The following is a 13,484-nucleotide window of genomic DNA, read 5'->3' on the forward strand; positions in this document are numbered from 1 at the left end:
CCATGCTGATCCCCGTGATTCTGTCCGGCGGTGCCGGCACCCGTTTGTGGCCGGTGTCCCGCGAGGGCCATCCCAAGCCGTTCATGACCCTGCCCGACGGTGAGTCGCTGCTGGGCAAGACTTACCAGCGTGCGGCAGCGTTGCTCGACGGTTGGGGCGACATCGTCACGGTGACCAACCGCGAGTACTACTTCCAGAGCAAGGATCACTACTGCGCCGCCCACGTGTCGCGCCATCGCGGGCACTTCCTGCTGGAGCCGACCGGGCGTAACACGGCTCCGGCCATCGCTGCGGCGGCGTTGTCGCTGCAAGCCTTGCATGGCGATGACGCGATCATGGTGGTGATGCCGGCCGACCATTTGATCGTCAATCAGGACGCGCTGAAAAGTGCGGTCGAGCACGCCGTCAATCTGGCGAAAGACGGGTATCTGGTGACCTTCGGCGTGATCCCGACAGCCCCGGAAACCGGCTTCGGCTACATCGAAACCGGTGCGCCACTGGACGCCAGAGGCGCGGCCAAAGTGCAGCGCTTCGTGGAAAAACCTGACCTGCAAACGGCCACGCATTATCTGGAGAGCGGCAACTTCCTGTGGAATTCGGGCATGTTCTGCTTCACCACCGCGACGGTGATTGCCGAACTGCAACTGCACGCACCGCAACTGCTGGAGCAGACCCGCGCCTGCATGGCTGCCAGTGCCCCGGTGGAAACCGTTGGCTGCCTGCAGCAGGAATTGTCGCCGGCGCTGTTCGCTGAAATTACCGACATCTCCATCGACTACGCGCTGATGGAGCGCTCGGAAAAAGTCGTGGTGGTGCCCGCCGGTTTCGACTGGAGTGATATCGGTTCGTGGAACGCCGTGGCTGCACTGGTGCCGGCCGATGCCGACAACAACCGCGCCAGCGGCGAAGCGATTTTCATCGACAGCCACAACAACTTCGTCCAGAGCGAAGGTCGGCTGGTGGCCGCCGTGGGTGTGGATAACCTGATCGTGGTCGACACCGCCGATGCCGTGCTGATTGCCCACGCTGACCGCGCGCAGGATGTACGGCGCGTTGCCAAGCAGCTCAAGGACAAATCCCACGAAGCCTATCGCCTGCATCGTACGGTCAGCCGCCCCTGGGGCACCTACACCGTGCTCGAGGAAGGCCCGCGCTTCAAGATCAAGCGCATCGTGGTCAAACCCGGCGCCAAGCTGTCCCTGCAAATGCACCATCACCGCAACGAACACTGGGTGGTGGTCGAAGGCATGGCCAAGGTTACCAATAACGGCAGCGGCACGACGCTGGTGGCCAAGAACGAATCAACCTTCATTGCCGCCGGCCACAAGCATCGCCTGGAAAACCCCGGCGTGATCGACCTGGTGATCATCGAAGTGCAAAGCGGCGAATACCTGGGAGAGGACGACATCGTCCGCTTCGAAGACCAATACGGCAGGACGGTTTGAATGCTGCTTTCCCTGTACCGCTCGCTGCGCAGCTACCGTGGATTCATCCTCGGTAGCGTCAAGCGAGAGTTTCAAGCGCGGTATCGCAACTCGCTGTTTGGTGCGCTGTGGACCGTACTCAATCCGCTGTCGATGATCATCGTCTACACGGTGATCTTTTCCCAGATCATGCGCGCCCGCCTGCCCGGGGTGGACGATGGCCTGGCCTACAGCGTCTACCTCTGCGCCGGCCTGCTGACCTGGGGCCTGTTCGCCGAAATCACTACGCGCAGCCAGAGCATGTTTCTGGAAAACGCCAACCTGCTGAAGAAAATCAGCTTCCCGCGTATTTGCCTGCCAGTCATTGCGCTACTCAATGCCGGCATTAACTTCGCGATTATTCTTGGGCTGTTTTTCGGCTTTCTGCTGATCAGCGGACGCCTGCCCGGCATGGCCTTGCTGGCGCTGATACCGCTGTTGATTCTGCAAGTGGTCTTCGCCGCCGGACTCGGCATGCTGCTGGGCATTCTCAACGTGTTCTTTCGCGATGTCGGGCAAATGTTCGGCATCTGCCTGCAATTCTGGTTCTGGCTGACACCGATCGTGTATCCGCTGTCGATCCTGCCGCCGGGCATCCAGCACGTGATCAGCCTCAACCCGATGACGGCGTTGATGACCAGTTACCAGAATGTATTCCTCTACAACCAATGGCCGGACTGGTCCTCCCTGACGCCGTTGCTGATCATCGGACTCGTGCTCTGCGCCATGGCGCTGCATCTGTTCCGCCAACGGGTTGGTGAAATGGTGGATGAACTCTGATGGGGCACATACGCGTCAGTGGCCTGGCCAAGGCCTACAAACAGTACCCCAATCGCTGGAGCCGGTTGTTTGAATGGCTGGTGCCGTTTTCCCGGCCCCGGCATCACTTGCACTGGGTCTTGCAGGACGTTGATTTCGAGATTCAGCCCGGCGAAGCCGTGGGCATTGTCGGCGTCAACGGCGCGGGCAAAAGCACCCTGCTGAAAATGATCACCGGCACCACTCAACCGACCCGCGGACAGATCCAGTTGCAAGGTCGGGTCGCCGCGCTGCTGGAACTGGGCATGGGTTTCCACCCCGACTTTACCGGTCGCCAGAACGCTTTCATGGCCGGCCAGTTGCTGGGGATGCAGGTTGAAGAGATCGACGCATTAATGCCGCAAATCGAAAGTTTTGCCGAAATCGGCGAAGCCATCGATCAGCCGGTGCGCACCTACTCCAGCGGCATGCAGATGCGTCTGGCGTTCAGTGTCGCCACTGCGCGGCGCCCGGACATCCTTATCGTCGACGAAGCGCTGTCGGTCGGCGATGCCTATTTCCAGCACAAAAGCTTCGAGCGCATCCGCAGCTTCCGCAAGGCCGGCACCACGCTGCTGATTGTTTCCCACGACCGCTCGGCCATCCAGTCGATCTGCGATACCGCGATCCTTCTGGAAAACGGGCGCCTGGCCATGCGCGGCAAGCCCGAAGAAGTCATGGACTACTACAACGCCATGCTCGCCCAGCGCGAAGGCCAGATCGTCCGTCAGGAGATGCTCGCCAACGGCCAGGTACAAACCATTTCCGGCACTGGCGAAGCCGCAATCATCAGCGTGCGCCTGCTCGATGCGCAGGGGCGCAGCCTCGAAGTGGCGGAAGTCGGCCAACCCGTGGTGCTGGAAGTTCAGACAGAAGTACGTGAAGACATCGAACGGCTGATTCTCGGCTTCATGATCAAGGATCGCCTGGGCCAGGCGATTTACGGGATCAATACCCATCGCCTCGACAAACCGGTCGTCGAGCTCAGTGCAGGTGATCGCGTAACGTTCCGCTTCGCCTTTGACATGCGCCTGGGCAAGGGCAGTTATTCGGTGGCGCTGAGCCTGTCGCGGCTGGATTCACACCTGGATCGCAACTTCGAGTGGCGCGACTACGGCTTGATCTTCCATGTGATCAACAACCGTCAGGAAGACTTCGTCGGCTGCGCCTGGCTGCAAGCGCACACCGAAATCACTCGCATCAGTAAAAACCTCACGCCAACGCCTGATACGGAGAGCTCGCGATGACGCGATTGTTGGTGGAATGCACTTACGTCTTCGAACACCCAAACGCCAACTCGGGTATTCAGCGCGTGGTCCGCAACGTCATCCAGCAATTGCCGGCCGCCGACGAGAACGTTGAATGCATTCCGGTGGTGATGATCGGTGGTGGTCTGTATCAGGTTAAGAGCCTGGCGCCACTTAAATCGCCAAAGCTGGATCTGATCGGTCTGAGGGTGAAACTCGAGCAATGGGCCAATGGTTTCTGGTTGCGCCACCGTGCATTGGAGCGCCGCCACCCGTTCAACCAATCGCATTTCGCTCGCCGCGTGTTGTACGTCGGTTGCCGGCTGAGCGCTTTCGCCTGTTTCAGCCTGCCGATGCGCCTGCTGGAGCGAGCCCTCAAGGGCAAGCAAATCCCCGAGCGCTGCGTGCCGTTACAGCATCGGGCCGGCGATCAACTGGTACTGCTCGATTCATCCTGGCACGCCAATTTTTTTCCTCTGGCCGAGCAACTCAAGCGTGACGGGGTCGGTATCGTTTCGGTGATCTATGACCTGATCCCGCTGACCCATCCGCAGTTCTGCGATGCCGGGCTGGTCAAAGTGTTCAATGACTGGTTCGACTGGATCGCCCGCACAGCGGACGGCTATGTGGCAATTTCGACGACCATCCGCGATCAGGTGCGCGAGGAAATGCTGCGGCGCATCGGTTCGCAACAGGTCGCACAGCGCTGGTTCGATTATTTCCACCTCGGCTCGGAACTGGACTTGAGCGACGCCGATACCAAAGTCGATCAGGGCTTGTTGCATATGTTCAAAACAGCGGAGCCGGTGTTCCTCATGGTCAGCACCATCGAGCCGCGCAAAAACCACGCTTACCTGCTCGATGCCTTCGAGCGCGCCTGGGCCACGGGGTCCAAAGCGCGGTTATGCATCGTCGGCAAGATCGGCTGGAAGTGCGAAGCGTTGATCGAACGCATCCGCCGGCATCCCGAGCTGAACCGCCGCCTGTTCATGTACAACACACTCTCGGACAAGAGCCTCGAACACGCCTACTCCCATGCGACGGCGCTGGTTTTCCCGTCCTACGTCGAAGGGTTCGGTCTGCCACTGGTGGAAGCGATGCAACGCGGGTTACCGGCGATGGCCAGTGATATCCCGGTGTTTCGCGAGATCGGCGGCGATTACATGGCGTATTTCGACTTGGCCAACCCGCAGAGCCTGACCCACCTGATCACCGACATGGAACGCAGCCAGGTCTTTCCCGCACCGCTGAGCCTGGGACAGTGGCGCTGGCTGAGCTGGCGCGAAGCGAGTGCGCAACTGGTTGAACGCATCGAGCGCAATTTGCATCCTTCGCCGGCAACCCCGGAGAGCCAGCATGCGCATTGCTCTTAACGCCCGGATTCTGCAGGGACCGCGCACCGGCATCGGCCACTACGTCGCCGAACTGGTCAACGCCTTGCGCAGCGAACCCGACGTTGAAGTGACGCTGTTTCATGGCTGGGGCTGGAGTTCGGCGCTACCGGAAGCGGCAATGCCCGGTTATTCGCGTTTGACGCCACTGCTGCGGCAGATTCCCGGAGCCTATCAGGCACGGCGCTGGATGGAGCAAAAGCGCTTCGATCAGGGCCGCGCGCAAGGCATCGACCTGTATCACGAGCCCAGTCTGTGGCCGCTGGCTTTCGACGGCCCGACGGTGATCACCCTGCACGATCTGACGCATCTGCATTTTCCCGAGACTCAGCCGTCGGCACGGCTCAAGGAAATCGAGCGACGGCTGGCACTTGGTGTCGAGCAAGCGCAGGTGATTCTGACTGACTCACAGGCAATTGCCGACGAGGCGCAAGACTATTTCGGACTGCCCGCCGAGCGTTTTGTTGTGGCGCCACTGGGCGTCGCCGAGCGGTTTCATCCACGCGAAGCCGACACGATCAGCGCGGTACTCAAGGCGCATGCCGTGCAGGCTCGCGAGTATTTCCTGTGTGTCGGCACGCTGGAGCCACGCAAGAACCTGAGCCTGGCGTTGCGCGCCCATGCCCTGCTGCCGGAAGCAGTGCGCGAACGCTTTCCGCTGTTGATCGTCGGCATGGCCGGTTGGCAGCGTGAGCAGTTCAGTGACGAGCTGCGCCTGGCGTTGGCCAGTGGAAATGTTTGCCTGCTCGGCTACCTGCCTGATGAGCAAGTGGCGCAACTACTGGCCGGCGCTCGGGCACTGATTTTTCCTTCGCTGTATGAAGGCTTCGGCCTGCCGGTACTGGAGGCGATGGCCAGCGGCACGCCGGTGGTGATCACTCGCTCTTCGGCAATGCCGGAAGTGGCGGGGGCTGCCGGCAACTATATCGACGCCGACGATGCAGACGGCTTGCGCGATGCGATGAGCCGACTGATCGACGATCAAATACATTGGCAGGCATGCCGGGAAGCCGGCTTGCAGCAGGCCCGGCTTTTTTCCTGGCAGCGTTGCGCACAGGCCACGACCGGTGCCTACCGCCAGGCCATGGGAGGTTGAATGCGCGTTCTTCATTTCTTCAAGACGTACCTGCCTGATTCGGTCGGCGGCATCGAACAAGTAATCTTCCAACTGTGCGAAAGCGGCGCCCAGCACGGCATCGACGGGCAAGTGTTGACCCTCAGCGCTGACCCGAGTCCCCCCGTGGTGAAGCTGGGTCAACACGAAGTGCATCGGGCAAAACTCGATATTCAGTTCGCCTCCACGGGATTTTCCTGGAGCGTGTTCAAACAGTTTCGCGAGATGGCGGCCGAGGCCGACGTGGTCAATTACCATTTCCCGTGGCCCTTCATGGACCTGGTGCACTTTGCCAGCGGCATGAACAAACCGAGCGTGGTCACCTACCACTCGGACATCATCCGCCAGAAGCACCTGCTTAAACTCTATCGGCCGCTGATGAACCGCTTTCTCGCCAGCGCCGACCGAATTGTCGCGGCCTCGCCGAACTACCTGCACACCAGTGATGTGTTGCAACAGTTTCAAGACAAGACCCGAGTAATTCCCTATGGCTTGAACAAGGCAGGTTATCCACAGCCTGATAACGAACGAATCAACCGCTGGCGCCAGCAGCTTGGGGATAAGTTTTTCCTCTTCGTCGGGGTCATGCGCTATTACAAAGGACTGCACATCCTGCTGGATGCCATGAAGGACGTGGATTATCCGGTGGTCATCGTCGGCGCGGGTCCGCTGGAACAAGCGCTGCACGCCCAGGCCGCCGCGTTGGGTCTGCGCAACATTCACTTCCTTGGGCGTCTGGGAGATGAAGACAAAGTCGCGCTGCTGCAATTGAGCTACGCCATTGTTTTCCCATCGCATCTGCGCTCGGAAGCGTTCGGCATCTCGCTGCTCGAGGGCGCGATGTATGGCAAACCAATGATCTCCAGCGAGATCGGTACCGGCACCAGCTACATCAATATCCACAACGAGACCGGGCTGGTCGTACCGCCAAGTAATCCACAGGCGTTCCGCGAAGCCATGCGCACCTTGTGGGAAAACCCCGATCGCGCAGCAGCAATGGGCGTCAAGGCCGAAGCCCGTTACCGGCAGTTGTTCACAGCCGATGAAATGGGCCGCAAATGGACAGAGTTGTACCAAGAGCTGCTGGAAGAAAAATCTCTGTCCTATGCCTGATCCCTATCGGCCACCAATCCCCTGTAGGAGCTGCCGAAGGCTGCGATCTTTTGATCTTGAAAAGCAGAATCAAAAGATCGCAGCCTTCGGCAGCTCCTACACGGGGATAGGGGTTAAAGGTCAAGGATCAGCGGCTGCTCACTCTGCGCCGGCACCGCACAACAAATCAGCACATGCCCCGCCTCCGGCACTTCAGCCGGTGGCTGTGGATAATTCACCGCGCCGCTGACCAGCCGTGTCTTGCAGGTACCACACGAACCGCCGCGGCAACTGAACTCGGGGCGCAATCCGCGACTTTCCGCCAGCTCCAGCAAACTGCTGCCATCCGGTTGCCAACGCGCTTCCTTGGCCGAACGTTCGAACACCACCGGCACGGATGTGGTGGCTGCGGGCGGTTGTTCAATGACAATTGCATCCGGATCGGCGCGACGCTTGAGTGTAGAAGGGCCGAACGTTTCGGCGTGAATCTGCGCGTCGCGCACATCCAGCTCACGCAAGCCGTCGTACAGTCCTTGGGTAAAACCGCCGGGCCCACAGACCACGAAATCGATTTGATCGTAGTCCTCGACCTCCAACAGATCCCTCAATACCGCGCCGTCGATCCGCCCGCGCAGGTCGAAATCCTCGCCCTCGTGTGCGTCCGCTTCCGGCTGGCTGAGCAACCGCAGGACCCGCACTGCATCGCCAGCGCTTTCCAACAAGCGATCCAGTTCCTTGCGAAAAGGTTGATCTGCCAGGCTGCGTGAACTTTGCAGCAACCACGTCGGACGAATCCGCCGCGTGCGCAAGCCTTGATAAACCACCTCGCGCAGCATCGACAGCAGCGGCGTAATGCCGACCCCGGCGGCCAACAACACCAGTGGCCGTCGCTCCAGCGGCGCCACGGTGAAATGCCCCTGAGGCGCCCGCGCCTCCACTACATCACCCACCTGGATCTGCTCGTGCAGATGGGTCGACACGCGACCTTCGCGCTTCACACTGATCCGATAAAAACCATCCGATGGCGCACTCGACAGGCTATACGTGCGGATGTGCACCTCGCCGTCGAGGGTAAATCGCACAGGCAAATGCTGGCCCGCAAGAAACACCGGCAAACCGGCGCCATCGTCTGGCTCCAGATAAATCGAGCGGATGCTGTGGCTTTCCATTTCGATCTTCGCCACGCGCAACGGCCGCCATTGGTTACTCAGGGCTTGCGCCTGCAAACGCGCATCGGCTTGCGCCCAGTTTCCGGTCAACAGACTGGTGGGCGACATGCCGTCGAAGCGCCAGCGCAAGGCCAGCGCCGCCGGACGTCGCACCAGTTTCTCCACCTCGAATGTCCACAACCGTTCGGCGCCCTGAAACGCCTCGATCTGCGGCCCTTCCAGGATAATTTCGGTACGCCCGCTAAGTTGCAGCAGATCGCCTGTGGAAAAGTCGATGAACAGCAAGCCCGCCTGGGGGTTGAGCAGTAGATTGCCGAGGGTGTTGAAGTGCAGATTGCCGGCAAAATCCGGGATGGTCAGACGATTGCCTTCCACCCGGACGAACCCGGGCTGACCGCCGCGATGGGAAACGTCCACCGAACGTCCGCCTTCGGTATCGACATAACTGGCGACAAAGAATGTATCGGCGCCTTCGATCAGGGCCGTGGCGGCATCATCGAGACTGTCGAGATGCTGAGGTGGGCGCGTCTGCGGATCACTCAGTGGCACACGCTGGAACTGGCGCAGTTGAATATATTGCGGACAGTTGCCGAAGGCTTGATCGACGCTCACATCGAAACCGTTAACGCCTAGATCACCGACATGGCCGTTGAGGCGATTGCGCCGCCGCGTATGCAGTTCAATTCCGAGCAAACCGATGGGCTCGCCGTTGCGCAACTGCGCCGGATCATCTCCAGCGGGCAACGTCGTAAAACGCAGATGCTCAGCATCGGGCGAATGGGCAAACCCCGGCGCGCCTTCGAGCACGCTGGCCCACGGACGACCCTCGGCATCGACCGCGCCGTACAGCATGAAGGGAAGTTGCTGATAGAACTCACGGTGCTGGTCCGGCATCCAGGTGCGAATCACCTTACGCCCGAAAGCCTCCATGCGTTCGGCAACGCCGACATGGGCCTGTAACTGTTGCTCGCCAGCGTGCCACGGTGAACGCTCCATCACGACCTCTCCCCTGCGCCCTCGGCGCAACGTGGATTGCGGGAATCAGACTGCGGTTTGCAGACCGGCGACGGTGCGCGGCATGCCGACGAAACCGGGCAGCGCTTCGACCCGGGCCAGCCAGGCGCGAACATTGCCGTAGTCGTCCAGCGAGACATTGCCTTCCGGAGCGTGGGCGATATAGCTGTAGGCCGAAATGTCGGCGATGGTCGGTTCATCACCTGCCAGATACGCGGTTTTCTCCAGCTCAGTGTCCATGACCGTGAGCAGGTTGTGGGCGCGCGTGATCAGTTCTTCAGCGTTCAGTTTGGCCCCGAACACCGTGATCAGTCGCGCTGCCGCCGGGCCAAATGCAATCGGCCCGGCCGCGACCGACAACCAGCGCTGTACCCGCGCAGCACCTACCGGATCGCTCGGCAACCAACGACCTTTGCCGTACTTCTGCGCCAGATACACCAGAATCGCGTTGGAATCCGCCAGTATCACGCCGTTGTCATCAATGGCCGGGACCTGACCAAAACTGTTGATTGCCAGATACGCAGGCTGCTTGTGCTCGCCCTTCGCCAGATCGACCAGAATGGTCTCGGTCGGCAATTGCAGCAGCGACAGCATCAGTTCCACCCGATGGGCGTGGCCGGAACGCGGGAAGTTGTAAAACTTGATCGGTTGCATGGTCGACTCCACTGGATGACCGCACCACCTGAGGGTTGGCAGCGCTGATGGGAGCCATCTTCCACCTATCTGCAAAGCAACAGAATCACCAGCATTCGCAATCGATTATTTCATCTCATGCAATAACGCTGCGTTCTTCAGCGACGGATGCTCACGCAGCGCGTTCACCGTGAAATCAACAAAGCTGCGCACCCGCGTCGGCGCTTTGCGCCCGCCCTGATACACCACATGAATCGGCAGCGGCGGCAGTTCGAAGTCGGCCAGGACGATCTCAAGTTCACCTGCCGCCACTTTGTTCGCCACCTGATAGGAAAGCACCCGCGTCAGCCCCAGGCCGAGACACGCGGCACTGATCGCCGCCTGATTGGCGGTGACCACCAACCGCGGCTCGGGGCGCACGATCAGCGGTTGACCACCCTCAAGGAATGGCCAGTTGCGCATCTGGCCGGTGGCTGCTGTGGCCACGACGGACAATCCATTCAACGCTTGAGGATGCTGCGGTCGACCATGCTCGGTCAGATATTGCGGCGAACCACAGACGACGCGTCTGACCTCACCCACCCGAATCGCATGCTGATTACTGTCCGGCAGCTCACCGATGCGCACCGCCACATCGACCCCCTCCTCGACCATGCTCACTACCCGATCGACCAACAACGCGTTGATCGAAACGTCCGGATACTGCGTGAGATATCCGGCCATCACCGGTGTGACAAACAACTCGCCGAACAACACCGGCGCCGTCACCGTCAGTTGCCCACGAGGCTCGGCGTGACTGCCTGCAGCCGAATCCTCGGCTTCCTGCACCTCGGCAAGAATTCTCCGACAGTCCTCCAGGTACCGCTGACCCGCTTCGCTAAGGTGCACGCTGCGCGTGGTACGGATCAGCAACTGCGTGCCGATTCGCTGCTCCAATGCAGCAACGGCACGGGTGACGCTGGCAGCCGACAAACCCAAGCGTCGCGCGGCTGCGGAGAAGCCCTGGTCTTGGGCGACAGCGGCGAAGACCTGCATTTCCTGGAAGCGATCCATGGCGAAGACCTCGATTCAAAAGCAAAAGATCGCAGCCTCCGGCAGCTCCTACAGGTGAAACATGATTCCCCATGTAGGAGCTGCCGAAGGCTGCGATCTTTCCGGCTGGTTACCAACAACATAGTTTGACACAGCCCCTCCCGTAAATCGGGGTCTGTAGGATGATTCGGGGTAAGACAACAGCAACATAGATTGACACAGACAGGTCGTACTTCAAATACGGGGCTCGATTGGTAACAACATAGATTGACACAACAGCGAGAGTGTTCATTCAGGCAGAAATACTATGTGAGCGCGACCGGTCACTCACCTGTGCGGAAATAGCGTTTTTTCAGCACAGGCTCAGTGCGATGTCTAAATGCGTGCGCAACCTTCTACCGGTCCCCATCAGCACATAAACTGTGTTTTTTGTTTGAAATAAGCAGTCATGGGTGAAGGAAACACCCAGCGTTGTTCGGACCCAATCACCAGGCGGGAAGCGGCCTTTACTGTCTTGGATAACAGTCAAAGCGTAAACGAGAGCAGGTATTAGCTGTCTATCCGTAATGGCTTTTCGCTGACGCGGTGTAATGTCGAGATCAAATATTGCCCAATCAGCAACAAGACAACAGGCACTGGAAGGAAAATGCAGACTAGCGAGATCCACAGCATCTGAGGTGGTGAGTTGGCAACCATCTATTTTCTCACCCGCAGAAAGCACTGAAACATAATCTGCGAAATTCATTTGTACCTCCTGCCGATCAAAAAACCGATTCGAACGAGAAGCACCATTCAGCTTAGCTCCCAGCGGATCACCAGGTTCCGATGCCGACGGATAGCAGCAGGGTGATCTCATGGCTGTTCCGTCTTCTCCCTGCATCTCACTGAACGGGATGATTTCTATCGAGCTGTCACCGATTAAAGTGGTTTGCGCCAGTACCCAGCTATGCCATTGCCGCGCTTGAACCTTACCTCGCGGTAGGTGCCGATGTGGGTGAAGCCCAGTGCTTCATGGATGCCCGTGCATGCCGTATTCGGGAAGGCGACGCCGGTATAGGCGCATGAAATCCATGTTACTCAAAGAGCGGCAGAAGCCGTTAGGCTGCGGCTGAATCAAAATGACATGCCCTCAGACACTTGAATCAGCATTTCTTCGACTAGATGTGTGCCAAAGGTTGTAGTGACCATCGCCGATGGACTTTCTCCCAAAAAACGGGCTTTGGGTTTGGAAAGCCATTGTTTGGCCTTCCCTTTGTCACCGAAGATCACCTCTGCCATGGCGGTAATATGTGCAAACAGGAACAGGCGATCGCTCTCATGCAACGTTAAAAGCTGATTGGCTGATAGTTTTGTTTTGAGCGTTTTGGGTTGAATGATTCTGTCGCGTTCTTCGTCGCTGAGGGTTCCATCATCACAAAGCATTTTGATCAGGCTGACCGAGAAGCCAGCTACTATCATGTCGTGAATGTCCAGATCCGAAGCATTGACGGAGATATGAAGAAGTGCCTCCAGACGCGAGCGGTAAGCATGATAAACATCCTGACGCAGGGCGGCAGCCAACACGGGCCGCATTGATGTTGCGTTGTGCATGGGCGCCAGCACTAATGTGCCATTCTTTACCGTGAGCTCCAGGTCGTCCCCAATACCTAACCCCATTTGGTCAAGCAACTCTTGAGGCAGATCAATGATGATGTCGCCAGTACCGTCTTCAGTATTCTGACATTTGGCTATCCAACGCTCAGTTTCACTCATGATCGTCCGGCCCTCGTCCGCCATCAGAGAATGACACACATCATTATGCTCTGGCGCAGAGCTGACCAAAGGAACGCGCAAGCCGCTGATAGAAATGCACTGCCGCTGCTCGAACGCCGGATAGCGAGTGAAACATCAAAAAAATCGGTCAATGACTTTGCCTGCCTTTCCGCCTTCACATGGTTAAGAGCCTGAGCGTAATCAGGTAACTACACGAAAAAGGATATGACATGCCCCCTGATGAGCTTTATGTTTCCGTCGACGTCGAGACTTCTGGGCCTATACCAGGCGAATACAGCCTGCTTTCCATTGGAGCCTGTCTTGTAGCCCAACCTGCAACGTCCATCTATCTTGAACTACGACCTGACAGTCCAAAACACGACCCAGAAGCACTGGCAGTATCGGGGCTGAGTCTGGAGAAGCTGGAGCGCGAGGGACTTACTCCGCAACAGGCGATGCTGACATTTGGTGAATGGCTGAAATCATGCTGCCAAACGGGGCAGAAGGTCATTTTCGTAGGACTCAATGCACCGTTTGACTGGTCATTCGTCAACTACTACTTCCACAAATACTTGGAAACCAACCCCTTTGGTTTTACCGCTATCGACATGAAGGCCTACTTCATGGGAGCTGTAGGTTGCAGCTGGCAGGAAACAAAATCATCCAAAATGACCGCTGCGCTGAAGCCACTCAGCGAACCGAACCATAACGCGTTGGATGATGCCCGCTTTCAGGCAGAGCTCTTCGCCCTAATGCTAGCGGGTAAAGGTAAACGCTGA

12 protein-coding genes are annotated in these 13,484 nt (G+C 58.7%); 7 read left to right on the forward strand and 5 right to left on the reverse strand.

What is annotated here, in order from left to right; all coding sequences use genetic code 11:
• Nucleotides 1-2: 2 nt before the first annotated feature.
• Genes ICA15_RS13395 through ICA15_RS13420 form a run of 6 tightly spaced genes read left to right on the forward strand, consistent with a single transcriptional unit; the run spans nucleotide 3 to nucleotide 7,126 of the window.
• The gene (locus tag ICA15_RS13395) at nucleotides 3-1,445 is read left to right on the forward strand and encodes a mannose-1-phosphate guanylyltransferase/mannose-6-phosphate isomerase (RefSeq protein WP_150616954.1); all 1,443 of its coding nucleotides are present in this window, start codon (nucleotides 3-5) and stop codon (nucleotides 1,443-1,445) included.
• Complete coding sequence (locus tag ICA15_RS13400) at nucleotides 1,446-2,243, forward strand: ABC transporter permease (protein ID WP_150603644.1); 798 nt, start codon at nucleotides 1,446-1,448, stop codon at nucleotides 2,241-2,243. It begins immediately after the preceding gene.
• Entirely contained in the window at nucleotides 2,243-3,508 is a 1,266-nt protein-coding gene (locus ICA15_RS13405) for an ABC transporter ATP-binding protein (protein WP_210553280.1), read from the forward strand. The genes ICA15_RS13400 and ICA15_RS13405 overlap by 1 nt, the downstream gene beginning before the upstream one ends.
• The gene (locus tag ICA15_RS13410) at nucleotides 3,505-4,881 is read left to right on the forward strand and encodes a glycosyltransferase family 4 protein (RefSeq protein ID WP_210553279.1); all 1,377 of its coding nucleotides are present in this window, start codon (nucleotides 3,505-3,507) and stop codon (nucleotides 4,879-4,881) included. The genes ICA15_RS13405 and ICA15_RS13410 overlap by 4 nt, the downstream gene beginning before the upstream one ends.
• A complete protein-coding gene (locus tag ICA15_RS13415) occupies nucleotides 4,865-5,995 on the forward strand; it encodes a glycosyltransferase family 4 protein (protein ID WP_210553278.1) in 1,131 nt (376 codons plus the stop codon). Before ICA15_RS13410 ends, ICA15_RS13415 begins: the two co-directional genes overlap by 17 nt.
• Nucleotides 5,996-7,126 (forward strand): glycosyltransferase family 4 protein, encoded by a 1,131-nt coding sequence (locus ICA15_RS13420; protein ID WP_210553277.1) that lies wholly within the window; start codon nucleotides 5,996-5,998, stop codon nucleotides 7,124-7,126.
• Nucleotides 7,127-7,239: 113 nt separating this feature from the next.
• On the opposite strand, the gene ICA15_RS13425 is transcribed toward ICA15_RS13420, so the two are convergent.
• From ICA15_RS13425 to ICA15_RS13450, 5 genes are all read right to left on the reverse strand, one after another.
• The gene (locus ICA15_RS13425) at nucleotides 7,240-9,270 is read right to left on the reverse strand and encodes a pyridoxamine 5'-phosphate oxidase family protein (protein WP_210553276.1); all 2,031 of its coding nucleotides are present in this window, start codon (nucleotides 9,268-9,270) and stop codon (nucleotides 7,240-7,242) included.
• Nucleotides 9,271-9,315: 45 nt separating this feature from the next.
• Nucleotides 9,316-9,942, reverse strand: coding sequence for a glutathione S-transferase family protein (locus ICA15_RS13430; protein ID WP_210553275.1), 627 nt, complete (start codon nucleotides 9,940-9,942; stop codon nucleotides 9,316-9,318).
• A 105-nt stretch (nucleotides 9,943-10,047) separates the two neighbouring features.
• The gene (locus ICA15_RS13435) at nucleotides 10,048-10,974 is read right to left on the reverse strand and encodes a LysR family transcriptional regulator (RefSeq protein WP_210553274.1); all 927 of its coding nucleotides are present in this window, start codon (nucleotides 10,972-10,974) and stop codon (nucleotides 10,048-10,050) included.
• 331 nt (nucleotides 10,975-11,305) lie between these two features.
• Nucleotides 11,306-11,698, reverse strand: coding sequence for a DUF6957 family protein (locus tag ICA15_RS13440; RefSeq protein WP_210553273.1), 393 nt, complete (start codon nucleotides 11,696-11,698; stop codon nucleotides 11,306-11,308).
• A 368-nt stretch (nucleotides 11,699-12,066) separates the two neighbouring features.
• Nucleotides 12,067-12,705, reverse strand: coding sequence for an antitoxin Xre/MbcA/ParS toxin-binding domain-containing protein (locus ICA15_RS13450; protein WP_224450880.1), 639 nt, complete (start codon nucleotides 12,703-12,705; stop codon nucleotides 12,067-12,069).
• A gap of 230 nt (nucleotides 12,706-12,935) precedes the next feature.
• On the opposite strand from ICA15_RS13450, the gene ICA15_RS13455 reads away from it, so the two are divergent.
• The gene (locus ICA15_RS13455; RefSeq protein WP_210553272.1) at nucleotides 12,936-13,484 is read left to right on the forward strand and encodes a 3'-5' exonuclease; all 549 of its coding nucleotides are present in this window, start codon (nucleotides 12,936-12,938) and stop codon (nucleotides 13,482-13,484) included.

The organism is Pseudomonas sp. P116, assembly GCF_020149425.1.
GTDB lineage: Bacteria > Pseudomonadota > Gammaproteobacteria > Pseudomonadales > Pseudomonadaceae > Aquipseudomonas > Aquipseudomonas anatoliensis.

Coding starts and splice junctions, on each gene's coding strand:
- ICA15_RS13430 (WP_210553275.1), bottom strand. CDS start 9,942: ATGCAACCGATCAAGTTTTACAACTTCCCGCGTTCCGGCCACGCCCAT.
- ICA15_RS13440 (WP_210553273.1), bottom strand. CDS start 11,698: ATGAATTTCGCAGATTATGTTTCAGTGCTTTCTGCGGGTGAGAAAATA.
- ICA15_RS13425 (WP_210553276.1), bottom strand. CDS start 9,270: ATGGAGCGTTCACCGTGGCACGCTGGCGAGCAACAGTTACAGGCCCAT.
- ICA15_RS13450 (WP_224450880.1), bottom strand. CDS start 12,705: ATGAGTGAAACTGAGCGTTGGATAGCCAAATGTCAGAATACTGAAGAC.
- ICA15_RS13405 (WP_210553280.1), top strand. CDS start 2,243: ATGGGGCACATACGCGTCAGTGGCCTGGCCAAGGCCTACAAACAGTAC.
- ICA15_RS13395 (WP_150616954.1), top strand. CDS start 3: ATGCTGATCCCCGTGATTCTGTCCGGCGGTGCCGGCACCCGTTTGTGG.
- ICA15_RS13400 (WP_150603644.1), top strand. CDS start 1,446: ATGCTGCTTTCCCTGTACCGCTCGCTGCGCAGCTACCGTGGATTCATC.
- ICA15_RS13455 (WP_210553272.1), top strand. CDS start 12,936: ATGCCCCCTGATGAGCTTTATGTTTCCGTCGACGTCGAGACTTCTGGG.
- ICA15_RS13420 (WP_210553277.1), top strand. CDS start 5,996: ATGCGCGTTCTTCATTTCTTCAAGACGTACCTGCCTGATTCGGTCGGC.
- ICA15_RS13410 (WP_210553279.1), top strand. CDS start 3,505: ATGACGCGATTGTTGGTGGAATGCACTTACGTCTTCGAACACCCAAAC.
- ICA15_RS13415 (WP_210553278.1), top strand. CDS start 4,865: ATGCGCATTGCTCTTAACGCCCGGATTCTGCAGGGACCGCGCACCGGC.
- ICA15_RS13435 (WP_210553274.1), bottom strand. CDS start 10,974: ATGGATCGCTTCCAGGAAATGCAGGTCTTCGCCGCTGTCGCCCAAGAC.